The sequence below is a fragment of the Adhaeribacter pallidiroseus genome (assembly GCF_003340495.1).
Taxonomy (GTDB): Bacteria; Bacteroidota; Bacteroidia; order Cytophagales; family Hymenobacteraceae; genus Adhaeribacter; species Adhaeribacter pallidiroseus.
The window spans coordinates 1,627,530-1,651,719 of sequence record NZ_QASA01000001.1; the positions used below are offsets into that span (position 1 = coordinate 1,627,530).

Below are 24,190 nucleotides of genomic sequence, written 5' to 3' on the forward strand. Positions count from 1 at the left end.
GTAGGTTTTTTGGCGCGAAGGCTCCGGTAAGGGCAGCCTAGCGCAAAGGAATAAGTATTATCCAGACATACGCTTCTTATTCATTTTTTTAAAAATATGAAAGCAACCGTTATTCCGAATTACACAAGCTTGGCGCTGCGGCTGCTATTTCTCATTTTCTGCAGCTGCTCCGAAGAGGATTCGCCCGTTCAGCCAATTACGCAATCCAAGTACAACATTCCTACCAGTGTACTCAACACGATTTTCACGGAGGAGCAACTACCCGCCGAAGAAATCCTGGATAAAATTAAAAAAAACGGGATGTTGATTCACGAGGGTACCACGCCACCCCCCATTTTTACTACTAACGTAAATACTATCGTGGGGCTTAGTTTTACCATGGAGCACACCTGTATTTACGACGATCAAGCGGGTTCTAACGTGGGTACGGTGTATGGCCAATATGAACAGAATATTGCCATCACGCGCAATCCGGATGGCAGTTTTGCGGCTTCGCTAACCTACGCCTCCGTCGCGCACCCGGACTACCCGCAGTACCCCGCCAATTTAGATCACGGATCCGGCACGGGTTACGCTACCGGTAATGGTAATAATTTTACCTTATTTTTTAAAATTACGAACGGCGTCTACGACAACATTACCTACGATGCCATCTGGATGATTTCGGGTACGGTTTCTAATTTTCCGGATGTACGGGAAGTAAGTAATATTACCAAATGTTTGGTGATGCTGCGCAAAGACAATGATCCCGACGATAAAGTAGCCAACCCAAAAACCATCCGCATTTTTCGGGATACCGCTTCAACGCAAAATCAGCCGGATGTAGTAGTGATTGGTTTTACCCCAGCCGCTGGTTCTTATGGCACCCTCGTTACAATAACTGGATCGGGCTTTAGCCCAAATGCACAAGAAAATGTAGTAAGGTTTAATGGCGTGGTAGCCAGTGTACAGTCGGGTAACGCTCCTAATCAGTTGCAGGTCTTAGTGCCCAAAGGCGCCGGAACAGGCCCGATAACTGTGCAGGTTAATAGTAAAACCGGGACGGGTGGTACTTTTACCTATATTCCGGCCTACACCGTGAGTACCTTAGTAGGTAATGGTAACTCTGGATATGTAAATGGTAAAGGTCCGAACGCCTTATTTGATAGTCCGTTTGGAATTACCTTGGATCCGGAGGGGAGTTTGCAAGTAAGTGATATAGGTAACCAAGTTATCCGGAAAATTACTATGCAAGGAGATGTTAGTACCCGCCAGGAATGTGACGATGGTGAATGTGCCGATATCATTTTTGAAAACCCGCACGGAGTAGCCACAGATGCTTCTAAAAATATTTATGTTGCAGAAACCGGAACTAACCGCGTACAAATAATTTCTTCTGATGGCTTCGTTAGTTCACTTGAAGGAGGAGGGTCAGAGTTTGGTTTATTTATCAATGATCCACAGGGAGTAGCCGTAGACGCACAAGGTACTGTTTATGTAACAGAAATGGATAATAATGATAATATAGGCCCTAATATTCAAACAATAACGTCCACCGGGATAGTTAATACTTTTGCTGATTTAACACAGAACGCTAACGGTTTAGCTTTAGATGCTAATGGTAATGTTTACGTTGCAGAAACCGAAGGTCATCGAATTTTAAAAATTAGTTCAACTGGAATAATTAGTGTACTCGCCGGCAACGGCCAGCTAGGTTTCGCAGATGGTAGTGGTACCGCTGCCAGTTTCAATAACCCGAATGGAGTAGCCGTAGATGCCCAAGGAAATGTATACGTGGCAGATACCGGTAACCATCGCATCCGGAAGATTACACCTGCTGGGGAGGTTAGCACTTTAGCCGGAACCGGACAACGTGGCTTGGTGGATGGCATAGGTAGCAGCGCCCAATTTAATAATCCCAGCGGTATAGCTGTAGATGCGCAAGGTAATTTATATGTAGCCGATTCTCAGAATCATAGCGTTCGCAAAATGATTTTAGAATAATGTAGTTTTAAAGCTTATTCGCCATAAAGGTTGGAACCAAGTTAAAAAGAGGAGTGAAGGTAAACGCTGTTATAATTAGCGGGAATAGATCAAGAGTCGTAGTAATTCTAAATTTATCCCGGTAACTTGGACTATGATGAAGCGATTATCCATCATTTTGGGTTTGCAGTTTGCTAGTTTTTTCTCCGCTTTTGCACAAAGTAACTGGCAAAAAGTTACCGAGGAATTAATTTTTAAAAATCCGCCCTTTGCCCAATGCCACGCTTCCACCATCGTAGAAGTTAGCCCCGGAAAATTAATGGCAGCCTGGTTTGCCGGTACTTACGAGCGGCACCCCGACGTAGGTATTTGGATGGCCATTCAGGAAAAAGGTACCTGGACGAAACCTACTTTATTGGCCGAGGGCATTATAAACGACACGTTACGGTATCCTTGCTGGAATCCGGTTTTGTTTAAAGCGCGGGAAGGTAAATTGTTTTTATTTTATAAAGTAGGCCCTTCGCCCAGCGAATGGTGGGGCCTGGTGCGTACCTCCCCGAACAATGGTAAAACCTGGAGTAAACCCGAGCGGTTACCTAACGGAATTCTAGGGCCCATCAAAAACAAACCGGTACAACTAGCAAACGGTACTATTCTGGCACCTTCCAGCACCGAGCAAGGCGAAGTATGGCGGGTGAATTTGGAAAAATCCACGGATCTGGGGAAAACCTGGCAGCGTATTCCCGTAGACCCTTCTACTACCTTAAATGTTATTCAGCCCAGTATTTTGTTGTATCCCAATAACCAATTACAGTTACTCTGCCGGAGCAAGCACGACCGGCTCGTGGAATCCTGGTCGCGGGATAACGGTAATACCTGGAGTAAGCTGGTTCCTATCGCGGTTTGTAATCCAAATGCCGGTACCGATGCGGTTACCTTAAAAGATGGCAGGCAGGTGCTGGTGTATAACCCCACTACCCGGGGCAAAGATTGGGCCGACGGACGTGCCAAATTAGCCGTGGCTATTTCTAATAATGGCCAGCACTGGACCGATATTATTACTTTAGAAGACCACCCGGCGGGTGAGTTTAGTTATCCGGCCATTATTCAGACGCCGGAGGGGAAAATACATATCAGCTACACCTACGACCGGAAAAACATAAAACACGTAGTATTAGCCCAAAAGAGTAAGAAGTAGTTGTTCGTTGTTCGACTAATAACGGATAATATTAATAGCTGTTTCTTTAATCAAATATCGATTATCGTACATTTAATATCCAATTAGGAACAACAAGTAACGAACAACTAATAACGAACTACCAACAACAAACAACTAACTGCTATCCTGATGCACACTGCTTCTGCATCCTGGCCTTTACGAGGCATTATACCGCCCATGATTACTCCTTTGCTGGATAATGATACGCTGGATGTAACTAATTTAGAAAAGTTAATAGAGTACATAATTGGCGGAGGGGTGCACGGCTTATTTATTCTGGGTACTACCGGTGAACTCAGCAGCTTAAGTTATTCTTTACGCCGTGAGCTGATACATCACACCGCAAACCTGGTAAACGGGCGGGTACCGCTCTTAGTAGGCATAACCGATACCGCTTTATCGGAAAGTATACAACTTGCCCAAACCGCCGCAGAGGGCGGGGCTGCGGCCGTGGTAGCAGCAGCCCCGTACTATTTTAATCTAAGCCAGGTTGAGTTAATCGCCTATTACCAGCACCTGGCCGACCAACTGCCTCTGCCACTTTTGCTCTACAACATGCCTTCGCATACTAAAATTGCGCTGGAACCAGCTACCGTACACATTTTGGCGCAGCACCCCAATATTATTGGCGTAAAAGACAGTTCGGGTAACGGCGTGAACTTTCAACATACACAGCACCTGTTGCGACACCAACCGGAGTTTACCGTGCTGGTTGGTCCGGATGAATTAACCGCGGAAGTGGTATTGTTGGGAGCACACGGCGGCATAAACGGCGGCGCCAATTTGTTTCCAAAGCTATACGTAGATATGTACGAAGCCGCCACTCGCCGCGATGTAGCTGCTTTACTGCCTTTGCAGGAGCAAGTGCTAACTGTTTGTTCGCGACTTTACCGGATCGGCGATACTGCTGCCAGCTATATACAAGGCGTAAAAGGAGCTTTATCGCTTCTGGGGCTTTGCCATAATAAATTGGCCTGGCCTTTACAACCATTCTCAAGCAAAGAACTAGCTAGTATTCAGCAGTATCTCGCAGAAATAAAGGTAAGTGTTTAAGGAAATTAGAAAAAATTTAAAAAATCTTCTGCTAATTGTAAATTTTTTTTTACAGGAAGATTACTCTGCATAGCAATGGCTGGCTTTTATACTGCTTTAAACTAGAAAGTAAATGCACTATAATACAAAGTGGTATTAGCCTAATCCTAGAAATTATTCCGTTCTTAAGCTTTTTACCGGATTGCGAACCGCTGCTTTCAGACTTTGAAAACCGATCATAACCAAGGTAAGCGCAATCGCCATAATGGCTACAATCGCGAAGAGCCAACCATTTATTTGTATCCGGTACGAATAACTATTAAGCCACTGTTGCATGCCAAACCAAGCCAGCGGAATAGCAATTACCAGGGCCACCAACACCAGCTTTACAAAATCTTTAGAAAGTATAAATAAAATATCGGTAAAGCTGGCTCCTAACACTTTGCGGATGCCAATTTCCTTAGTCCGTTGTTCCATTACCAATAAGGCCACCGCAAATAAACCGGAGCACGATAATAAAATGGCAATTACCGAAGCCATACTGAAAATGCGCGCCATCATTTCTTCGTCCTGATACCAGGCATTTACATTTTCGTCCAGAAAAGAACCTAAAAACTCAGATCCCGGGGCTACTTCGCGCCATAATTTTTTCATTTTATGCATAGCACCTGTCAGGCTTTGGGGTGCTACCCGCACAAAAATATAATTAATGGGCTCCGCTGCCGAAAGATGCAGGATAATGGGTTTCTGTTCCTCCGCAACGGAGTATAAATGAAAATCCGGAATAACGCCAATAACCTGTTGTCGGCGGCCCGCCACATGCAGAAAAGTACCCAACGCTTGCTTTTCTCCCATCGCCTGGGCTAAACTGGCCGTTATAATTAACCGGTCCACGGAATCGGATGGATAAGCGGGATCAAACTCCCTACCCGTTATTACAGGAATTTTCAGGATTTTTAAATAATCGTAATCAATTAATAGCCAATTGGCCGAAAGGTCTCGGCCTTGGTAATCAAAATTTAAAGTGGTGCGGGAGGTGGAGCGATCCTTCCCTTTGCCTAGGTTTACTCCGGCGCCGGTTACCGCTAACACCGCAGGGTCGGTTGTTAGTTTGTTACGCAAGCGCTGCAGCACTTGCCGGCCATTGACCTGGTTGCCCACCGGGATGCTGATGAGTTGTTCTTTCTCGAAACCAAGGGGTTTTTGCCGTAAATAATCTACTTGCTGCAAAGCAACCAGGGTACAACAAGTTAATAAACACGATAAAGCAAACTGCGTTACCAAAAGCGAATTGCGGAGAAAGCCCGGCCGCTTCAGCGATATCTTTCCTTTAAGTACGGCTACGGCATTAAACCGGGACATGAGCCAGGCCGGATAGCCTCCGGCAATTACCGTAATTATTCCGAATACCCCCAGGAGAAAAGCGATGAAGCCTGGTTGAAGCAAATGAATGAGTTGCAAACGGGAATCGAATACCGCGTTAAATTCCGGTAGAAGCACGTAAGCCAGCAGGGCCCCCAACGCTAAACCAATAAAACAGGTAATGCCCGATTCTCCCCAGATTTGCACAAAGAGTTGGGTTTTTAAAGCACCTAAATACTTGCGTACGCCCATTTCTTTAGCCCGGGTAAAAGCGCGGGCAATGCTTAAATTAATAAAGTTAAAACACGCTATGAGCAAAATAAAAAAACCAATTCCCAGCAAAGCATACACGATCGCAATCGGCGGACCATTCGAGATTTCCCGGTCGAAATGGATTTTACTAAGTTGTTGTACGCGCAGGGCCAGTATATCTCCTTGCGCATCCGGTCGGGCGCCTTTCTTTTTTAAATCCACCAGGCTTTGCTGCAAGTATTTCGGGGCAAAAGGCTTTAGGCGGCGCTCGAATGTTTTTAAGTTTACCTGCGGCTTCAATTTAATATAAGCCTGGTGAGAGAAAGCATCCCAGTTATTTTGGTCTGCGCGATACCCCGGCATATTTTCGATGCGAATCAAAGCGTCGTAGCGAATAGTAGAATTAGTAGGCGCGTCGGCCAAAACGCCGGTTACAATAAATGCCTTTTTTTTGCCACCGCTGGTGTGCTGCACTACCTTGCCAATGGGGTCACCGTTGCCGAACAAGATTTGCGCCAGGCGCTGGCTCAGCAATATGCTGTTTAAATCTACCAAAGCGGTTTCGGGATTGCCATGCAGGAGCGGGAATGTAAAAATTTTTAAAAAATCGGCATCCGTAAGCACCACGTCCTGATCAAAGTGTTTATCCTGGTAACTTACCAGGCTTTTACTATTGCGCAATACGCGGGTTGCTGCCTCCACTTCTGCGTATTCCGCTTTTAAGGTAGGCGTTAAGGGCAAAGGCATCGCCCCGGACCGCGTAGCTTTGGCGGGATCGTTGGCGAAAAGATAGGCCTGGAAAATCTGCTCTTTATGCTGATGAAAAGAATCATAAGTAAGTTGCAGATAAGCCGTCAGGAATAAGAAAACGCATATACAAAAGGCTACGGCCAAACCAACCACGTTTATAGCGGTATAGCCTTTGTTGCGCCATAAATGACGCCAGCCAATAGTAAAATAATGTTTGAGCATGTCTGGTTGAAGTAAAAAGGTGGAAAAATTAGCAGCAGCAGGGTAGGAGTTAGATTTGCGCTTGATAGCAAACGGTCGGATAAAGCCCAGCACCTCCCGGATATAGCGCCGACGGGCCCGCTGTTCCCCGATACGATCTACCTGGTAGTAAAATTCTTCGTGCAAATCGCCCTGTAGTTCTTCCAGTAAATGCGGGGCGCAAAACCAGGCAAGGAACTGATCGGCCCAACGGGGTGGTTCGGGTGATTTAGGAGTAGCGGGCTTTTTCATAGGTTCAGGCTGGGTTTTAAAGTGCGCGGCAGCAGGCGCATGAATTGCGAGCGAATGGCTTGGATATCGAGTAAGGTTTGTTCGCCGTAAGCGGTAATGGTAAACAAGCGTTTGCGCCGGCCGCCCCGTTCCGCCGTAGATTCCCCCAAGTGGGAAGTAACCATGCCTTTTTCTTCTAAACGGTGCAAAGCCGCGTGCACTTGGTTCAGCCGCACCGAACGGTTGGTTTGCTCGGTTATGAGGTGGGTAACGGCTACTCCGTAGGCGTTGCCTTCCTGCATGACTACCGCCAGTAGTACAATTTCTTCAAATTCGCCCAGGTACGTTCGTTTCATGAAGCCAGAATGTTGGGAATAAAGTGATTACATCTACTTTTGCTGATCAAATGCTTTGCCAGTTGTTAAAAAAGCCGTTCTGGTTAAAACAGGGCTATTTTTATAGTAGCATGCTGGGAAAAAGTGTGCGCTACCGGACACTTTTCTGTTCGGATTTAGATCATTTTTTTAAATTTTACCCGTTCCTGTGGTCATTTTATTCTTCTTCCTGCTGAAACTGCCACCACTCGGCTTTGCAATTATAAGCGTACCTTTAGGGTTAGTACTTTGCCTTCAACTATTTTTCAGGATGAAATTTTCAGAACTTAATTTATCGCCTCCCTTAGTAAGAGCCATTCAGGAAAAAGGGTATGAACAAGCGTTCCCGATTCAGGAGCAAGCAATTCCAGCTATTTTGGCGGGTAAAGATGTTTTGGGAATTGCCCCCACCGGTTCCGGTAAAACCGCGGGTTTTGCTTTGCCTATTTTGCAGAAACGCAAACCGAAATCAGCCATTAAAAACCGCTTTATTAATACGCTGGTGCTGGTTCCCACGCGCGAACTGGCTTTACAGGTAGCTACGGTTTTCCAAAGTTTAAGTGTGCATTTAACGCATCCGGTAAAAACTCTGGCGGTATTTGGCGGAGTAAGCATTAACCCGCAAATGATGGCCCTGAGTGGTACGGAAATTCTGGTGGCTACTCCCGGTCGTTTGCTGGATTTAGTAGCGCACCATGCCGTTCACTTATCGGAAGTAGCCGTGCTGGTGCTCGATGAAGCCGATAAAATGTTGAACCTAGGTTTTGCCGAAGAAATAAACCGCATTTTTGCTTTATTGCCGGCTAAACGGCAAAATCTGCTTTTTTCGGCTACCTTGGCCGATAAAGTAACCGAAATAAAAACCAGGCTGCTCCACGAACCGGTTGTTATTACCATTGCAGAGAAACCGGAAACAAACCAATCCGAATTTATTAAACAAGTAGCTTACCGGGTAAGTGCGGAGCGGAAAGGCCCGTTTCTGCGGTATTTGATTCAACAAGAACAAATGACGCAGGTGTTAGTTTTTGTTTCCAGTGTGCGCAATGCCGATAATTTAGTGGTGAAATTAAATAAAAACAATCTGCACGCGGTGGCTTTGCACGGGGATAAAAGCCAGGGAGCCCGTACCGAAGCTTTACGACGCTTTAAAACAAAGCAAGTGCGCATTTTAGTGGCCACCGATTTGGCCTCCCGGGGAATAGATATACCGGTTTTACCCTACGTGATTAACTACGACTTGCCCCGTTCCCCAAAAGATTACATTCACCGGATTGGTCGTACGGGCCGGGCCGGAGCAACCGGCCAGGCTATATCCTTCATTACCCCGGAAGACGAACATCACTTTACTATTATTCAGAAAAAAACCGGTAAAAAAATAGAATTGCTGGAAAGTGCCAGTGTGAATTTACATGGGGTATAATCTAATTTGTCAATTAATAGTGCCCGACTGCTACATGCACTATAGAGTAAAAAACATGTTAATAGTTTTGGGAATTTTCTGAGTTAATTGTGTGCCATTAGAGCCTCGGACCGGGCAAATTTTTTAAATTTTTCTAGGCTTCGGACGTTTAATTTTGGAACTGCTTTCGGTAGTTATTTGAAACTTTAATGCGCAAATTAGCCTATACCGGTAAAACAAATTTTATGATTAAGGATGTAGTGATGGGGCCGGTTTTAGGGTTTAGAGGTTTAAAAAACGGCCATTGGTATACTTCGGCGCTCGTGGTACTACAAAAAACTGCGGAACCGCCGCGGCTTCGTTTTATTTACGACTCATTTTCGAAAGCGGAAGAAAATAAGGTTTTGTTAAAAACGTATGCCGATCATTACGTATGGCGCCTGGATTGGTCGGTGAGCCAGACTAGTTGGGAGCAGGTTATTACGTACGCCGTAAACGAGGGGCCTACCTACCACTATACTGTTCCGGCACAAAATAGCTCGCTGCGTATTTGTTACGGTTCTTGTTTTGGGGTGCACACGCTTCAGGATATTAATAAACTAAAGAAAAAAAATGCGCTTTGGCACGTATTGCAGCAAGTACACCAGGCAAAACCTTACCACTTATTTGTGCTGGGCGGCGACCAGGTTTACTCCGACCAGGTTTGGGAAAAGGTACCGGCTTTGCGCCAGTGGTTAGGCCAATCGCTTAAAAAACGGTTACAAGCGTCTTTTACCCCGGACATGCAGCAGCAGGTAGCAGCTTTTTATTTTAACCTGTACTGTAAGATGTGGCGCCAGAAACGACCCGCCGCGGTTTTAAGCCAAATCCCTACCCTCATGATGTGGGACGACCATGATATATTTGACGGCTGGGGCTCGTATGTGCCCGAGCTGCAGGCTTGTGCGGTTTTTCAGGGAATCTATCAACAGGCGCAGGAGCATTTTCACGTGTTTCAATTGCAAGCCCAAGACCACGCTGATTTGGGCGCAGCTATTCCTTTAGGGAAAAACGGTTTTACGTATGCGCATCGTTTAAACGATGTACTTATAATCGCGCTGGATCTGCGTTCGGAGCGCACCCGCGACCAGGTACTCAGCCTCGAAACCCACCAAAGCCTGCAGACTTGGTTAGCTTCTCAGTTTGAAACAAAACCAGTAGATGGTACCTCCAGCAGTACGGGTTGTAAGCATATACTGGTGTTATCGGGCATACCAATTGTAAACGCCGACCTGACTTTGCTGGAAGCTGTCTTGGAACTACGGCCGGGGCAACAACGGATGGAAGACGATTTAAAAGACCAATGGCTCAGCCGTGCCCACCAGGAAGAACGCTTACGCTTGATTCAGTGGTTATTTCGCATCTCGCAGGAATTTAACTGCCAGGTAACCATCCTTTCCGGCGATGCGCACCTGGCTTTTACGGGCTATCTGCAAACTCAGGATAAGAATATTCTGGATTCCGCCGTTCAGACCATTCATCAACTTACTTCGTCGGCCATGGTTAATGTACCGCCACCTTCCTTGGTTATTTACATGATGGAAAAGTTGTTAGCCGGTAAAACCGAAAAAGTAGATGACCAGATAAGCGCCTACTTACAAAACTTTCCCGGAACCAACCGGCACCTGATCGGTGCGCGCAATTGGCTGTCGCTTTCCATTAATGAGGAAGCCACTATTTTGGCAGAGTGGTACGTAGAAGGAGAGAAGCAGCCGTATTCTAAAATAATAGAACCGCTGCAGTAGGGCTGGTTCCGGAAAATTTAAAAAATGGGAGTATTTTTAAAAAATTTAACGGCTACCAATTACTAGCCTGTAACGTAGTGGCAGCAATAACCGGTACATGGCCCCGGATAACTAACTGATTTTGGCCCTGTTGGTTAGGTTGGTAGGTATAATAAAATGTTTGCGGAGAAAGATCTTCGCCGGTAACTTTTTGGTCTTTATTCTGATAGGCCGTATCGCATACTTTTACAAATTCCCGGTTAGTACCCTGGCTCGGATAAAAGGTAAACGATTGGTTGGCGTGAAATGCTACGGTGCCTTTTTTATAAATTAAATGCTGGGTGCGGCAGCCGTAAACATTTTGGGCGGTAACCTGGTAAAACTCGCAGTTACCATCCGGCTTAATATCAAAGGCTATTCCCAGGTTCGCCGCCTGGCCCGCGTAAGTACCATCATATTCCCAAAATTTATGCATTGGAAACTTACCCGCCGACCATTTGGCCGCCAAAGGAATTGGCACTTTAGTAGAAGAAACTGTAACTTCTTTTAAATTATGGTAACAAGCTGAAAATAGACAACAAATCCAGAACAACCCAACCGCCAAGATTTTGGTGGTTCTTTGTTGATTTAGCGTACTTTTCATGAGATAATGGATTAGAATAATGTTTTGGTGGTGTGGAAAGAACAGGTCGGGTAGTAAAAAAATAAAATAGGGCGAATCTGGAGCAAATTATACTTAATACTCGGCCACGGTTAACCGCTATCCAGTGATTTCGATTAAAAAAATTGAGCCTAGTTACCAGTATATACCTAGCTGAATGGTACCCAAAAAAGCTAATATCTACAGAATAACGGACTGTCCATTAATCTAAATCAATTAAGGAAGAATGGGCTAAGGGCCAAACACAACGATGGCTAGTATCAGGTAATGCGGCCGCTCTGCCAAGTAAAAGCGGGTACCAAGCTTAGGAATGATGCAACATGTAAAGTGCTATTCATACAGTTTTTTTAGTTAAATTTTTAAACATTAGAATAAAGAAATATAAGTGAATAATTTAAATATTAAAAGAAAAATTTAGATTATTTTACCTACTTCTCTGCAAAAGTATAAAGCAATAGCGAAAGAGAAAATAAGAAGAACTACTCAATTTTATGCTAATTTTCTGCTCTTTCCAGATACTTTATAAAAGCGGCTAGTAGCTTAAACTATTCAGGGCTAGTTTTTAAGTATTTTGGTCCGGCAAGTTTATAGTTGAAGCTGTTTATTTTAATAATAACTAAATCATTTTAAACTACGGTTTGGCGTTAATAAGCCGGATTGGATTGATCAAAAATCTTAAAATTTAAAAAAAATTTAAATTTTAAGATTTTACCCCGGTTAATTAATGGCGCTTAGAGCCAGAAGCATTAAAAAAGTCCCGACCCGAAATAATGGCTGCAAAAGAAAAAATACCTGCTGCCAGGTGTTTTTCTAGTGTTGGTGATAACTGGTAAAGGAAAAGAGTACCTGCTGAAAGTCAGGTGAAGGCAACCGAAAAACCATCTTGGCGTTGTAGGAAGCAGCCAGCCGAATAGATTTTAATTTTTAGGATAAACAATAATAAGCGTAAGATCTTGATTGCCAACGGGAGTTAAGCCGTGCGAGCTACCGGGGCGGGTAAGAATGGCATCACCGGGTTTTACCGGGAAAGTTTTACCGTTCATTTTCATTTGGCCGGTACCGCTAATAATGTAATAAATCTCGTCTTCTTGTTGCAAATGGTACCCAATGGAGGAACCCGACCGCAGCGTTCTTTTCTTAAAAGCGGTCGGAAAATCTTTTACTTCGTCAAAAAAACTGTAGCCTATTGATTTTCCGCCGCCGTTGTGTGGACCAGCTTGTTCTTGGGCCACCTGGGCATCATGTTCCAGAATGTATTTACCGGAATCTGCCGTTTGAGCTTTACTGGATAAAACAATTGCCTGGCTCCCGAAAATCAGTAATCCAAGATAAAACAGCATTTTAGTTTTCATGGCTATTAGCTTACGTTAACCGCTATAAGTATTAAAACTCCGGATAAGTTATTACCTAATTTCAAATAAGTAGTTGGTCGTTATTAGTTGTTCGTTGTTCGACCTATAAATTATTGATAACTAAAACATTACCTTGAAATATCCTTACGTTTATTTTTGTCCCGATACTTAATAGGAATAAACCTAACATTTTTAAATGGATACAATGCAAGGGGGTTTTTCTTCCCGGGTTTTCTTTCCAATAGTAAGTCTTAACCGCAAAATACCAGAAGTATGGGCCTAAAAATTAACGGCCTTCCTCATTTTAAAACTCGGCATTTGCCAGATTTAAGGCAACAATTTAAAAGTGCAGGAAAAGAAGTAAAAACTAATTTGCCTTAACCAGCCGGTCAGGGTTGCGTATGAATACAGCAAAACCGGCAATTAGCCGGGCCTGTTACTAAATTTTAAAAATAAAGCAATGGCAGATAACCAAGATAATACTCCGAACGCAGACCAAGGCAAGCCAAGTACCGCCGAAACCAACGTAACCTATCAGCGCGACGATGCCGCGCTCCGGAATAGTTCCACTACCTCCACCGCCGATTCCGACGATGAAAATACCACGCACGAAGACGTAGAACGGGTGGATGATGTTTTCGATGGCAACTTAGATACTATTGAAATAAACCAACCCGATGCCGATAAGTAAAAAACAAAGAAGCTAATCGTGCTAGCCGCTACACTTAATTTTTTAAATTTTTACATTAGTGCGCTAATGGCCGGAATAATTTTGGCCGCTAGCGCACTAATAAGTTTTAAGGGCTGCCGTTTCGCCCATGGTTTGTAACAGTTGCTGCAAACCATGCAGGTTACCCTCCAGTACTTGTTTTACGTCTTCGTGTTCGGTGTGGCCAATAATGCCTAGCGAACCGCGATATCCCGCATTTTTTAAATCTTGTAGCATCTGCAATTCTAAATCGCCTTGCCCGAGCGGCAGTATCTTGGGTCCGCCGGTGCGCATGCCGTTGATGTTTACGGTTGTAAGGTAAGGCTTCATGTGCTGGAGCAGTTGCGGAAAGTTTTTTACTTGTTCGTGGGCATGATGAAAATTGTACACCATGCCTATCTTTTTATCCCCGATGGCTTTAATAATTTTAATCTGATTTTCCGGCTCGCCAAACCAACTGCCGTGGTTATACAGCATGACGGTGCAACCAATTGCCTGCGCTCTTTTTTGAATAGAACCAACACTAGCCACCGCTTTTTTAAATTTTTCATCGTCGGTTAAGCCAGCAAAAAAACTTTCGTTGAACGACAGCCACAATTCGGTTTTAACCTGCTGTTTTTTTAAAGTTTCCAGAATAAACACATTGGTTTTGTCGAGAATCTGGTCTTGGCCGCCATTTACCCAGAACCACACCGATTTTAACGCAATACCGGCTTTTTGCATGGTGGTTATTTCTTGCGCCATGGTGGGCAAATGCTCGTCGCGCCAATCATAAGCAAATTTTTTGATTCCTAATTCCTGCAGCATCTGCGCTCGTTGGGCCGGGGTACGTTTTAAACTATCGTAGGGTACAATGCACCAGGCTACTAAGTTTTGTTTGCCAAACAAGGCAGTCGCATTTGTTTGAGCGAGCATGGAACGGGAATTTAAAACGAGTAAACCCCAAATTACCAGCAAATACCTTATTTTCCATTTACCATTTTCCATTTATCAATTACCATTTATCGTTTTTCATTTACCATTTACCGGCTAAAAAGTAATGAAAAACAAATAGAATAAGTAATCCGGGGCCGTATTATTTATTTAGCCCATGCTCCCGGTTATATTTCATTATGTAATTTATTTTTAAATTACTAACCCGTTTTTGGTTGAGGTATAGGTATTAAAAGATTAATGTCTTTAATTAAAGAAATTCTGCTCGAATTTACATCCAACATAAAAGCCATTTACTACTAAAAAAATGGCGCAGAAGTAAATCCGCGCCATAAGTTATTGGTAACTGGTAACTGGTAACTGCTTAAGGATTCATTAATTGCCCGATGAAGAGAATAGCATTGGACGATTTTTCACGGATTAAAAATAGAAATGGCCGGTTTACCTGCACCACTGGCGGGAGCGATGTGAGTACCACGCCCACCGAAGTAGCCGCGGCAGCTTCCGTACCTTCTTCGTTTACTTCCACAAAAGCTTTGTGCATTACCTCGCTAATGGCTAAACTTTGCTCAGATTGCAGCATCCGGCTAAAATTAGCCTGGTTGCTAAAAGCTTCGCCCATGCCTAATTGCGTTAACGTTTCGCGCAGTTCTTTTTTGTATTCCAGTTTAAATTTGGGCATTTGCAATTCCAGCCTGCTCGTATCGGCTTTGGCCAACCACTCGGCGAGCTGGCCGCTGCTTAAGTTACTGGCTATTTCCGGCACGGTATGCTGTTCTTGCGGTACAATTAAGGTCATGCTGTATTGTTGGTTACCGTAGGGCAGGTCAATTACTTGCTGGTGGGTATCCTGGTACCGCAAGTAACGGCCATTTTCCAGCGTCATAAAATCAACGTTTTGGGTAGTGCCATCTTCTTTCCGGAAAGGAGCGGGCCGGGTTAGTTTTTTATTGAACGGGTAAGTCCAGGTGCCTTTAAAATAAATAGCGTTTACGAGAAACAGCACGTGCTCCGGACGAATTTCCTGGATAATGTTGGTGATTTTGCCTTGTGTTTTATTTTTGACCCACTCGTTAATAATGTTTTTAGCCGTGGGGGAGGCGAAATCTAAACCTTGTATCTGCGCCTGAAAGTACGTTTGGTTATTTTGCACAAAAGGCGCTTGCAGCTGAAACTGCCGGGCGTACCAAATAGAGTTGGCGGCAGTAAAGGTTACCTTTTGATCTAGGTGTCTGAGTTGCTCCAGCAAATTTTTGTAAGCTTGGTTGATTTCTTCGTCGTTTTGCAGTGCAAAGCCCAGGGTTTGGCGCATGGCTTCTTTGGTGGAACCATCGGCGCCATTGTAAGTCATGGTGAGCGCCGAGGAAATACTAAGCGGCGAAATAAATACATTCTGGTCTGGTTCAGCGGTCCGGAGCGCCGCAAAAGATTTAAAAGCAAATTCGTTGGCGCTGCTTACGGTTTTTACTTCTTGGGTGGCCCAGGGCCGCAGTTTAGGAGGATTGCTTTGATCGGGAGTTGCCAGGTCTTTCTGGCAAGCGCTTAGCAGGGCGGTAGCCGCTATTCCCCAAATGAAAGATTTAATTAATGGCCGGTTCATACTTTTTTTAAATTTTAACTAGTGCCGGAAGCAAAACAAACACTTACAAGTCTGCTTTTGCTTCTGCTATATGACCCCCGCCTGGGGCAGATGGTTGCACGTTATCCTAAATGGGTGAAAGTGGTTTCTAAAGAAGGTTATTCGTAGCCATTTTTTAAAAAAATCCTTATTTGTTCCAGCCAGATATAGTTTTTCAAAGGCTAAGCAAAACAATCAGTAGCGCACTGGCTAGAATGGAAATAATGATAAATGGTGATGCCATACGCCGCCAAAATTTGCAATTTATTTAAACGCCGGAATTTTGCTGCTTAAAATACACTCGAAACTCTGACCCTTGGCCTACTTCGCTTTCCACCAAAATATGGTCGCCAGAATTATCGAGGATTTTTTTGATTAAATATAAACCCAACCCGGTGCCTTCTACGTGGGTATGCGCGCGCTTATAAATGGAAAATATTTTGTGCAGTTGTTTCCGGGCAATGCCCAATCCATTATCGGCCACGGCAAGCACGTGCTCGCCGGTATCGGCTATATACGTTTTAATAGTTACTGTTGGGGTTCTTTGGGGGTCGGCGTATTTAAGGGCGTTTGCTACCAGATTATACAAGATGCTGCGCAGGTTTTTGCGGGAGTAATTGAGGGTATCAAAGGCTAGGTCCGTTATTTTTACGTCGGCCTGGCTGGTAGTAATTACTTCGCGTAAACTTTCTTTAACTTCTGCCAACAACTCCACCAGGTTAATGCTTTCCGGAGTTTCTTTATTTTGCTGAATTTTGGAAACTTCTCCTAAATCGGCAATTATTTTTTTAAGGGTAGCAATGGAACTTTGCATGAACGTGATCAGATGCTGATGGGGTTCTTTCTGCGGACCTAAATCTTCGGTTAACGCCGTGAGCAATCCTTCCAGATTCACAACCGGGGTTTTTAAATCGTGGGAGGCGGTATACACAAAATTATCTAAATCGTTATTAATCCGGGCTAGTTCTTGGTTTTTCAGCATTAAATCCTGGTTGCGGCGGCGTTCGGTTAAATCGCGGGTTATTTTGGCAAAGCCTAGCAACCGGTTAGTAGCGTTGTAAACCGGTGTTATAATAACGTTGGCCCAAAAAGCGGTGCCGTCTTTGCGGATGCGCCAGCCTTCGTCTTCAAACCGGCCTTGTTCTAAAGCCTGGTTTAATTCAAATTTAGGAAAACCCGCCCGGATAACCTCGGTAGGGTAAAAAATAGAAAAATGTTTGCCAATAATTTCCGGGGCTTTGTACCCTTTCAACTGTTCGGCTCCCGCGTTCCAGCTGGCAACTACGCCCTCGGGGTTTAACATAAGAATAGCGTAATCTTTAACACTGTCAATTAATAAGCGGCTTTTTTCCTCGCTTTCTTTCAACTCTTCGTTTATCCGGAAGAGCTGTTGTTCCAGTTTCTTTTTTTCGGTTAAGTCGCGGGTAATTTTAGAAAATCCAATGAGTTCTTGCTTGGGGTTGTAAATAGCCGTTAATACGGTGTTGGCCCAAAAGGCCGAGCCATCTTTCCGGTAACGCCAACCCTCATCTTCAAACCGGCCTTCGGCTTTGGCCCGGCGCAATTCGTACTCCGGGTAACCTTGTTGCACGGCTCCCGAACTGTAAAACTTCGAAAAAAACTTACCCATAATTTCCGATGCTTCGTACCCATTCAGGCGATGAGCGCCTTCGTTCCAGGTGGCCACGTTACCCACCGGGTCCAGCATAAAAATGGCATAATCCGTAACGCCAGCCACTAAAAGCCGGAAGCGTTCTTCGCTATCTTTTAATTCTTCGTATGCTTTGTATAAATCGTCTTCGGCTTTTTTTCTATCGGATAAATTGCGGGTAATTTTAGAAAAGCCGATTAGCTTCTTGTGGTGATAAATTGGGGTAATAATAACGTTAGCCCAAAAAACAGAACCATCTTTTCGTACCCGCCAGCCTTCGTCCTCGAACTTACCTAAACGCTGTGCTTCTCTTAATTCGTACTCCGGATAATGACTGGCTTTAGCCTCGGCGGTATAAAAAGTGGAAAAGTGTTTGCCAATAATTTCTTCGGGGGTGTACTGCTTTAATAGTTGCGCGCCGGGGTTCCAGGTAACTACCTGGCCCGTAGGGCCAAGCAAAAAGATCGCGTATTCCGTTATACTTTCTACCAGCAACCGGTACGGATCACTCGAAAGATTCTGGGGACTTAAAAAGGAAATATCTTCTGCTGCTGCTCTCATGTTACCCACGGTAATTTCCTGTTGATTTAGAATTTTGTATCTGGTTCTGAAATGTAGAAGAAAAGATTCTTACTTTTCAGAAATAGATTATCCGGCATAGTGCCTTTCATGTTGAAGCTTTAAATAAAACCGGTCAGCTAAAAAAACTAAATTTTAAGTTAATAATAGAAGTTATTGCTGTTTTCAATGCCGGTGGTGCTTCTTAGCACGCGAAAACCAAAAGAAAGTTGTGCATCTGCTTTTAATTGTAGCCCTAAGTTACAATCTTAAACCGGTGGAATTCTGTTTCAGCATAAACTTTATACAGATTCAAGTCTTTTCATGTATTCTAAACCTATAAGCTTTACTTTTTAAAATTTATGAAAAATTACACACTTGGCCGGCCGGCCCGAATGCGTAGGGTCTTATTTTCTTTCTGGTTTCTACTGTCCTTTGCTCTTGCCGCACAGCCCACCGAGAAAATTGTGAAAGTAATAGTGGCTCCGGACCATACCAATTGGGAATATAAAACCGGGGAGCCCGTAAAATTTACCATTACGGTACTGCAATACGGTAATCCGCTTAAAAATGCAGCGTTAAAGTATGAGGTAATGCCCGAGAAAATGCCGGCCACTAAAACCGAAACGCTTACGCTGGCTAACGGCAGTAAAGTAGTGGAAGGCGGCACGTTAAAGAAACCTGGTTTTCTGCGATGCATGGCTACGGCTACCGTAAATGGTAAAGAATACGTGGGCTTAGCGACTGCGGGTTTTGATCCTTTAAAGATTGAACCTACCACCAACGTACCTCCCGATTTTCAAGCGTTCTGGGATAAAGCCAAAACCGAAGCTGCTAAAATTCCGCTGGACACTCGCCTAACTTTGTTGCCCGACCGTTGTACCGAAAATGTAAATGTGTACCACGTGAGTATACAGAATTTCGCCCTGAATACGCGGGTGTACGGGATTTTGTGCGTACCCAAAAAAGAAGGCAAATACCCGGCAATTTTAAAAGTACCGGGGGCCGGTGCCCGCCCGTACAGCGGCGATGTGGCCGCCGCCGAAAAAGGTTTTATTACTTTGGAAATTGGCATTCATGGCGTACCGGTTACGATGGATGTAAGTGTGTACAACAATTTAATGGCGGGTGCTCTCCGCAATTACTGGACCCACGGCCTCGACGATAAAGATCAGTATTATTATAAACGGGTATACTTGGGTTGCGTGCGGGCCAACGATTTTATTTACAGTTTACCACAATTCGATGGGCAAAATTTAGGCGTAACAGGAGGCAGCCAAGGCGGCGCTTTAAGCATTGTTACGGCCGCTTTGGATAACCGTGTAAAATACTTGGTTGCTTATTACCCGGCCTTAAGCGATTTAACCGGGTACTTACACGACCGGGCCGGTGGCTGGCCGCATTTGTTTAATAAAGACAATTACACCTTTAACGGTAAAAAAGATAAAATTGAAACTTCTAAGTATTACGATGTGGTAAACTTTGCCCGGTTGTTGAAAGTACCCGGCTTTTACTCCTGGGGCTTCAACGACGAAACATGCCCGCCTACCTCTATGTATGCCGCTTATAACGTTATTACCGCACCCAAAGAACTATATCTGGCGTTGGAAACCGGTCATTGGACATACCCGGAGCAATACGAAATAACCAATCCGTGGCTGTATGGTAAATTGCAGAAGAGGTAAAATAAGCAAATAGACCCAAGTATCAAGATGTTAGACACTAGATATTCTTGTATAAAATAAGCACCACTTCATCGTAAGTAAACCTAAAGATTTTACTTACGCTGAACTTATTACACTTTTTACATCATTAGGATTTGAAGAAAGAACTGGGGCAGGAAGTGCAAGAAAATTAGTAAATACGAAAACTGGTAAAATTTTTAGTTTACACGAACCGCACCCATCAAAAATTCTCAAAGGTTACGTTATAAAAGAAGCAATTGCGATACTTACTACTTTGTAGAGAAGTGTTTAATAGTAGCTTTAATTAATATTTAAAAATTTGTAAGATGGCAAATACTATGCAATATAAAGGATTCATTGGAAGTGTTAACTATGACGATGACGATGCCATTTTTTACGGCAAATTAGAATTTATAGAAGATTCCATTTTATACGAAGGCTCATCTGTTCAAGAACTTAAAACGATGTTTCGGGAAGCCGTTGACGAATATATCCAAACTTGTAAAGAACTCGGGAAAGAGCCGCAAAAACCATTTAAAGGCGTGTTTAACGTACGGGTAAAGCCAGAAATTCACCAAAAAGCCGCTTTAATCTCTTTACAAAAAGGCATCTCCCTAAACCAGGTAGTAGCCGAAGCTTTAACGCAATACGTAAAGGCTTCTTAACCCTTTCTTAAAGAGTCAAATCCTCTATCCTGTGTTAGGCGTATAAACTGTATCAGCTAACTTTATGCAAAACGCATTTCCCTCCGGAAAACTACAAACGCGAGGAGTTAATTGTTTAGAATTATAAATCTTCGGGATACCTAACTGCTTGCAAATCTTTTCACAAAGCCGGTCCTCCACATCCGGATGGCGGGGAATAGTGGTTTATTTACCGGTTAGTTTATTTGGAAAAATAGCATGCTTGCTGCCATGGCGCGTTAACTCGCACTGGTTATTGTGCAGGTATTGGATAAACTTATTTCGTTTCACTTTTAAGCTACTTCTAGTTCGCCCTCAAAAATAATGTTATTACCGCCGGCATTTGCTTCCCGCATGTCCTCCAAGTAAAGCGCCAGGGCATCCAGGATATCCTCTTTAACTTTTTCAATGGGGTGGACCTGCGTAAGTACTTCCGGCAGTTCTTTTATTTGCCCCAGTAAAAAGTCATTGCTTCCTTGTTCTATTACTAAGGTTAATTTCAAGTTCATGAACTAAATATTCTCTTATTACTAAGTTATTAGGTAAAGCTAGATTAAATTTTTATAATTTAACGAAATCTAATTTATTTGGATTATCCCGTAATGCAATTTAATACTATAGCAAGGTGATTGGCTGCTCTGAAGTATACAGAAATGCTTTCATTTTTTATTGTTTTATCCGTTCCGGCATCTGCTATTAAGGCTGGAAGTTGAATTGTAAGGCGATCCGGGCTTTTAGTTGAAAACAGCCTAGCGAAAGTAGTATTCACAGGAAGTAAGATTTTTCCATGATAATATTATGGCACTTAAAATATGTTTAAAGTGTAATATTTACTGATTATCAGACATTCGTTTCACTTTTAAAAACATTCTGTCAGAGCTGAAAAAGGAAATTATTTTATTCTTTATCCTGCATTTTTGCTGTTTAAGCATTAATAAAAGGATTCATCTCAATTGTAGCTATTGTTCTACTACTGTCGGTTTTACTTCCTGTGCTTAAAACATGATGTAATATTTTTCTTAAATTCTGCGACTTTCCGGTTGGCCGTGGCTCTTAGTAGCAAATTAAAACCAGAAGAATGATGGCCCAAACTCCGGATGAATTCTTACACTTGCTGCAGCCGCATTACCGAAGTGCTTTGCAGTATTGCCGCGCCCTGTGCCGCGAGCCCCACGATGCCCAGGATTTATTGCAGCAGGCGCTGGTGCAAGCGCTGGAAAAGCTGCCGGGCTTACGCGACTCTACCCGGTTTAAACCGTGGTTTTTTCAAATTATTACCCGGGCCTTTTACCGCCAATGCCGCCATAAATTCTGGCGACGTTTTTTGCCGCTGGATGAATTAGGCTTTTCACGGGTAACGCCAAAAGATGTTCCCCAACTACCGCCTGTTTTGGCGGAACCTGACGAACAAGGCCAGGAACGCCGGCACCGCTTACTGGCGGCCTTGGCTACGCTCCGGCCGAAAGAACGAGTAGCCTTGTTACTTTTTGAACTGGGCAATTTTACCATTGCCGATATTGCCGACATCCAAGATGAAAAAAGCCAATCGGCGGTGAAATCGCGACTAAGCCGTACGCGCCAAAAGTTAAGAGACTTGATTGTAACGGCCGAAAGAAAAAATTTAAAAATGGAACCTACTACAGGAGACTTAAACCATGAAATTGAAAAAATGGCCGCCAGCTTTGCCAGCCGCCGATAACCCCGAATTTGATATGGAAGCATATTTTAAAACTTTGCAGGATACGGATTACGCCGATTCCTTTGCTCAAACGGCTGCTTGGGTGCGCCAATACCAACCACCCCGGTTTGCCGCAGCGGCTCCTTCCCCGGCCTACCAGTTGCGGGGGTATTTGTGTGGGTCTTTGGGGCGCGTAGCCTGTACCGTGTTGTTTTTTATTACCATGGTAGTAGCCTGTAATTACCCCGTAGAAGTAAACGAACCGGTGGCTTCGGTGCTCACCTGGCAAGTAAATGCCCAAGATAAAGCAACGGTAATGGCAGTTTCGAACTTGCCCTGGTTAAAAGAAGAACAATTGTTAGCCGAAAAAAGAAGCGTTAATAACAACTCAGTGCTGGAGTATACGGTTACGCTACCCGCGCTTAAAAAAGGCCAACTTCAAGCTTACCAGCAAAGCCTGCAGCAATTAAGTGGTGTTCAAAATTTAAAAGTTTTACCCATCACGCACAAATCCACGCAGCCTTTGTACGAAGCTGCTCTGGGTACCATGCTGAAAATTGAAATGGATGTAACTACTATTTCGGATGCAGATCTCAAAAAATCAGTAGAAGCTCAATTGCGGCAACAAGGCTTAACTCACGTGGATGTTACTATTAAAAAAGATGCTAACGGCCAACGGATGATTACCACTAAATTACCCGAAACGCCGCAGGCTAATCAGAATTTTGATTTATTGTTGAAAGACGGCAAGCGCCACACCCGCATTAAAGAACAAAAACAATTTAACCCCGGCCCGGGTACGCCGGATTTTAGGCAAATGAGCGACGATCAAATTAAAGCCATTATTATCCGCGATCATCCGGATTTGCCGCTTACCCCGGACGCTATTAAAATTACCCGTCAAGCCGCAGATATTTTAATTACCATTGATGATCAAAACGGTAATAAGTTAAAGCTGCGGGTAAAGTAAAAATTTAAAAAAATAGCGTCGAAAGCAATTAGTTATTAAGCTTAATAGCTAGCAAAGAAAAAGCGCTCCTGCCAAAAGTTGACAAGAGCGCTTTTTTTAATTTTTGCTTACTGCATGCCTTTTACCAGCATGGGTAATTTATAAACACCTTCCGAAGCCGTAATAAACAACATTTTGCGATCTTTACCGCCAAAAGTTACATTGGCGGTCCAGCCGGCGGGTACGGGTATATTTACCAGTTTTTCACCGGCCGGGGAATACACCGTTACGCCTTTACCGGTTAAGTACACATTGCCTTGGCTATCCATCGTCATCCCGTCGGAACCTTGCTCCACGAACAGTTGCCGGTTGGTTAATGTGCCGTCCGGCGCAATCTGGTATTTATAAGTTTTATTAGCTTTGATGTCCGCCACAAATAAAGTTTTGCCGTCGTGGCTGCCAATAATGCCATTGGGTTGTTCCAGGTTATCGTCGGCCAATACGGGTTGTGACTTGCCTGGGGGGAGGTAGTACACATTTTGCTTCGCTAATTCCGGTGTTTTGTGGTTCCAGTAATCGCGCGGGTAAAAAGGATCGGTAAAGTAAATTGTGCCGGTTTTCGGGTGCACCCACAAATCGTTGGGACCATTAAATTTCTGCCCGTTCAGGTCCTTCAGTAGTATGGTTACTTTTTTAGCCGGACTAATGGACCATAGTTGGTTGTTCTCATCGGCGCAGGAAATCAGGTTGCCTTTTTTATCAAAGTACAAGCCATTAGAACGGCCGGTTTTATCCATAAACAAGGTGAGTTTGCCATCGGTACCGTATTTCCAGATTTTATCGTTGGGTTGATCGGTAAAAAACACGTTGCCTTGTTTATCGGTAGCCGGTCCTTCGGTAAAACGGAATTGTTTGGCAATTAACTCTACTGGGGTACCCGGCGCAAACAACTTATGGTTTACAGAATCGGCATGCATAGTTTTGCTGGCTAAAAGAGCAGGAGGCACCTGGGCCGGGTTGTACTGAGGATGAAGCAAGAGGAATGAACTTATAACGAGCGAGGTACCCAGTAGGCCCCAGGTAGATTTAAAGGTTAGTTTCATGAAGAAGAGTTTAGCAGCTTTACATT

Annotated in this window: 20 protein-coding genes; 11 read left to right on the plus strand and 9 right to left on the minus strand. The window is 43.9% G+C overall.

Features of this window, described 5'->3' with window-relative positions:
• Positions 1 to 96 precede the first annotated feature (96 nt).
• The 3 genes from AHMF7616_RS06265 (at position 97) to AHMF7616_RS06275 (ending at position 4,234) form a co-directional block, all read left to right on the plus strand.
• Positions 97 to 1,983 carry an SMP-30/gluconolactonase/LRE family protein gene (locus AHMF7616_RS06265; protein WP_115372113.1) on the plus strand — a complete coding sequence of 629 codons (1,887 nt, stop codon included), beginning with the start codon at positions 97 to 99 and terminating at the stop codon, positions 1,981 to 1,983.
• A gap of 133 nt (positions 1,984 to 2,116) precedes the next feature.
• Positions 2,117 to 3,160 carry a sialidase family protein gene (locus tag AHMF7616_RS06270; RefSeq protein WP_115372114.1) on the plus strand — a complete coding sequence of 348 codons (1,044 nt, stop codon included), beginning with the start codon at positions 2,117 to 2,119 and terminating at the stop codon, positions 3,158 to 3,160.
• 150 nt (positions 3,161 to 3,310) lie between these two features.
• The gene (locus AHMF7616_RS06275) at positions 3,311 to 4,234 is read left to right on the plus strand and encodes a dihydrodipicolinate synthase family protein (protein WP_115372115.1); all 924 of its coding nucleotides are present in this window, start codon (positions 3,311 to 3,313) and stop codon (positions 4,232 to 4,234) included.
• A 153-nt stretch (positions 4,235 to 4,387) separates the two neighbouring features.
• Here AHMF7616_RS06275 and AHMF7616_RS06280 read toward each other — a convergent pair whose 3' ends face one another.
• Both AHMF7616_RS06280 and AHMF7616_RS06285 read right to left on the minus strand, forming a co-directional pair.
• On the minus strand, positions 4,388 to 7,069 hold the full coding sequence (locus AHMF7616_RS06280; protein WP_233507357.1) for a permease prefix domain 2-containing transporter: 2,682 nt from the start codon (positions 7,067 to 7,069) through the stop codon (positions 4,388 to 4,390).
• Positions 7,066 to 7,404: a PadR family transcriptional regulator gene (locus AHMF7616_RS06285; protein ID WP_115372116.1), complete on the minus strand. Its 339-nt coding sequence runs from the start codon at positions 7,402 to 7,404 to the stop codon at positions 7,066 to 7,068. The genes AHMF7616_RS06280 and AHMF7616_RS06285 overlap by 4 nt, the downstream gene beginning before the upstream one ends.
• A 289-nt stretch (positions 7,405 to 7,693) precedes the next feature.
• On the opposite strand from AHMF7616_RS06285, the gene AHMF7616_RS06290 reads away from it, so the two are divergent.
• On the plus strand, positions 7,694 to 8,842 hold the full coding sequence (locus AHMF7616_RS06290) for a DEAD/DEAH box helicase (protein ID WP_115372117.1): 1,149 nt from the start codon (positions 7,694 to 7,696) through the stop codon (positions 8,840 to 8,842).
• A gap of 188 nt (positions 8,843 to 9,030) precedes the next feature.
• The gene (locus AHMF7616_RS06295) at positions 9,031 to 10,605 is read left to right on the plus strand and encodes an alkaline phosphatase D family protein (protein ID WP_115372118.1); all 1,575 of its coding nucleotides are present in this window, start codon (positions 9,031 to 9,033) and stop codon (positions 10,603 to 10,605) included.
• Positions 10,606 to 10,657: 52 nt separating this feature from the next.
• Here AHMF7616_RS06295 and AHMF7616_RS06300 read toward each other — a convergent pair whose 3' ends face one another.
• Together AHMF7616_RS06300 and AHMF7616_RS06305 are read right to left on the minus strand one after the other, a co-directional pair.
• Entirely contained in the window at positions 10,658 to 11,227 is a 570-nt protein-coding gene (locus AHMF7616_RS06300) for a hypothetical protein (RefSeq protein WP_115372119.1), read from the minus strand.
• 935 nt (positions 11,228 to 12,162) lie between these two features.
• Complete coding sequence (locus AHMF7616_RS06305) at positions 12,163 to 12,597, minus strand: cupin domain-containing protein (protein WP_115372120.1); 435 nt, start codon at positions 12,595 to 12,597, stop codon at positions 12,163 to 12,165.
• A gap of 460 nt (positions 12,598 to 13,057) precedes the next feature.
• Between AHMF7616_RS06305 and AHMF7616_RS06310 the strand changes: the two genes are divergently transcribed.
• A complete protein-coding gene (locus AHMF7616_RS06310) occupies positions 13,058 to 13,288 on the plus strand; it encodes a hypothetical protein (RefSeq protein WP_115372121.1) in 231 nt (76 codons plus the stop codon).
• Between the two features lie 96 nt (positions 13,289 to 13,384).
• Here AHMF7616_RS06310 and AHMF7616_RS06315 read toward each other — a convergent pair whose 3' ends face one another.
• The 3 genes from AHMF7616_RS06315 to AHMF7616_RS06325 all read right to left on the minus strand — a co-directional run bounded on the left by AHMF7616_RS06315 (position 13,385) and on the right by AHMF7616_RS06325 (position 18,069).
• A complete protein-coding gene (locus tag AHMF7616_RS06315) occupies positions 13,385 to 14,293 on the minus strand; it encodes an apurinic/apyrimidinic endonuclease family protein (RefSeq protein ID WP_115372122.1) in 909 nt (302 codons plus the stop codon).
• A gap of 310 nt (positions 14,294 to 14,603) precedes the next feature.
• Complete coding sequence (locus tag AHMF7616_RS06320; RefSeq protein WP_115372123.1) at positions 14,604 to 15,839, minus strand: serpin family protein; 1,236 nt, start codon at positions 15,837 to 15,839, stop codon at positions 14,604 to 14,606.
• A gap of 286 nt (positions 15,840 to 16,125) precedes the next feature.
• A complete protein-coding gene (locus AHMF7616_RS06325; RefSeq protein ID WP_115372124.1) occupies positions 16,126 to 18,069 on the minus strand; it encodes a PAS domain-containing sensor histidine kinase in 1,944 nt (647 codons plus the stop codon).
• Positions 18,070 to 18,461: 392 nt separating this feature from the next.
• Here AHMF7616_RS06325 and AHMF7616_RS06330 point away from each other — a divergent pair, with 392 nt between their 5' ends.
• From AHMF7616_RS06330 to AHMF7616_RS06340, 3 genes are all read left to right on the plus strand, one after another.
• Positions 18,462 to 19,751, plus strand: a complete 1,290-nt coding sequence (locus AHMF7616_RS06330; RefSeq protein WP_115375483.1) for an acetylxylan esterase — start codon at positions 18,462 to 18,464, stop codon at positions 19,749 to 19,751.
• Between the two features lie 109 nt (positions 19,752 to 19,860).
• Positions 19,861 to 20,031 (plus strand): type II toxin-antitoxin system HicA family toxin, encoded by a 171-nt coding sequence (locus AHMF7616_RS06335; protein ID WP_233507758.1) that lies wholly within the window; start codon positions 19,861 to 19,863, stop codon positions 20,029 to 20,031.
• 46 nt (positions 20,032 to 20,077) lie between these two features.
• Complete coding sequence (locus AHMF7616_RS06340) at positions 20,078 to 20,416, plus strand: type II toxin-antitoxin system HicB family antitoxin (RefSeq protein ID WP_115372125.1); 339 nt, start codon at positions 20,078 to 20,080, stop codon at positions 20,414 to 20,416.
• Between the two features lie 311 nt (positions 20,417 to 20,727).
• On the opposite strand, the gene AHMF7616_RS06350 is transcribed toward AHMF7616_RS06340, so the two are convergent.
• Positions 20,728 to 20,943, minus strand: coding sequence for a type II toxin-antitoxin system HicB family antitoxin (locus AHMF7616_RS06350; RefSeq protein ID WP_115372126.1), 216 nt, complete (start codon positions 20,941 to 20,943; stop codon positions 20,728 to 20,730).
• A 569-nt stretch (positions 20,944 to 21,512) separates the two neighbouring features.
• On the opposite strand from AHMF7616_RS06350, the gene AHMF7616_RS06355 reads away from it, so the two are divergent.
• Positions 21,513 to 22,133 carry an RNA polymerase sigma factor gene (locus AHMF7616_RS06355; RefSeq protein ID WP_115372127.1) on the plus strand — a complete coding sequence of 207 codons (621 nt, stop codon included), beginning with the start codon at positions 21,513 to 21,515 and terminating at the stop codon, positions 22,131 to 22,133.
• Positions 22,090 to 23,082 (plus strand): hypothetical protein, encoded by a 993-nt coding sequence (locus AHMF7616_RS06360; RefSeq protein ID WP_115372128.1) that lies wholly within the window; start codon positions 22,090 to 22,092, stop codon positions 23,080 to 23,082. The genes AHMF7616_RS06355 and AHMF7616_RS06360 overlap by 44 nt, the downstream gene beginning before the upstream one ends.
• Positions 23,083 to 23,189: 107 nt before the next feature.
• Here the strand turns inward: AHMF7616_RS06360 and AHMF7616_RS06365 are convergent, their stop codons facing one another.
• A complete protein-coding gene (locus AHMF7616_RS06365) occupies positions 23,190 to 24,038 on the minus strand; it encodes an SMP-30/gluconolactonase/LRE family protein (protein WP_199474379.1) in 849 nt (282 codons plus the stop codon).
• Positions 24,039 to 24,190: the final 152 nt, after the last annotated feature.

Excerpts from the sequence above, each read along its gene's own strand:
- AHMF7616_RS06265 (WP_115372113.1), top strand. The coding sequence starts at position 97 with ATGAAAGCAACCGTTATTCCGAATTACACAAGCTTGGCGCTGCGGCTG.
- AHMF7616_RS06270 (WP_115372114.1), top strand. The coding sequence starts at position 2,117 with ATGATGAAGCGATTATCCATCATTTTGGGTTTGCAGTTTGCTAGTTTT.
- AHMF7616_RS06275 (WP_115372115.1), top strand. The coding sequence starts at position 3,311 with ATGCACACTGCTTCTGCATCCTGGCCTTTACGAGGCATTATACCGCCC.
- AHMF7616_RS06280 (WP_233507357.1), bottom strand. The coding sequence starts at position 7,069 with ATGAAAAAGCCCGCTACTCCTAAATCACCCGAACCACCCCGTTGGGCC.
- AHMF7616_RS06285 (WP_115372116.1), bottom strand. The coding sequence starts at position 7,404 with ATGAAACGAACGTACCTGGGCGAATTTGAAGAAATTGTACTACTGGCG.
- AHMF7616_RS06290 (WP_115372117.1), top strand. The coding sequence starts at position 7,694 with ATGAAATTTTCAGAACTTAATTTATCGCCTCCCTTAGTAAGAGCCATT.
- AHMF7616_RS06295 (WP_115372118.1), top strand. The coding sequence starts at position 9,031 with ATGCGCAAATTAGCCTATACCGGTAAAACAAATTTTATGATTAAGGAT.
- AHMF7616_RS06300 (WP_115372119.1), bottom strand. The coding sequence starts at position 11,227 with ATGAAAAGTACGCTAAATCAACAAAGAACCACCAAAATCTTGGCGGTT.
- AHMF7616_RS06305 (WP_115372120.1), bottom strand. The coding sequence starts at position 12,597 with ATGAAAACTAAAATGCTGTTTTATCTTGGATTACTGATTTTCGGGAGC.
- AHMF7616_RS06310 (WP_115372121.1), top strand. The coding sequence starts at position 13,058 with ATGGCAGATAACCAAGATAATACTCCGAACGCAGACCAAGGCAAGCCA.
- AHMF7616_RS06315 (WP_115372122.1), bottom strand. The coding sequence starts at position 14,293 with ATGGAAAATGGTAAATGGAAAATAAGGTATTTGCTGGTAATTTGGGGT.
- AHMF7616_RS06320 (WP_115372123.1), bottom strand. The coding sequence starts at position 15,839 with ATGAACCGGCCATTAATTAAATCTTTCATTTGGGGAATAGCGGCTACC.
- AHMF7616_RS06325 (WP_115372124.1), bottom strand. The coding sequence starts at position 18,069 with ATGAGAGCAGCAGCAGAAGATATTTCCTTTTTAAGTCCCCAGAATCTT.
- AHMF7616_RS06330 (WP_115375483.1), top strand. The coding sequence starts at position 18,462 with ATGCGTAGGGTCTTATTTTCTTTCTGGTTTCTACTGTCCTTTGCTCTT.
- AHMF7616_RS06340 (WP_115372125.1), top strand. The coding sequence starts at position 20,078 with ATGGCAAATACTATGCAATATAAAGGATTCATTGGAAGTGTTAACTAT.
- AHMF7616_RS06350 (WP_115372126.1), bottom strand. The coding sequence starts at position 20,943 with ATGAACTTGAAATTAACCTTAGTAATAGAACAAGGAAGCAATGACTTT.
- AHMF7616_RS06355 (WP_115372127.1), top strand. The coding sequence starts at position 21,513 with ATGATGGCCCAAACTCCGGATGAATTCTTACACTTGCTGCAGCCGCAT.
- AHMF7616_RS06360 (WP_115372128.1), top strand. The coding sequence starts at position 22,090 with ATGAAATTGAAAAAATGGCCGCCAGCTTTGCCAGCCGCCGATAACCCC.
- AHMF7616_RS06365 (WP_199474379.1), bottom strand. The coding sequence starts at position 24,038 with ATGCATGCCGATTCTGTAAACCATAAGTTGTTTGCGCCGGGTACCCCA.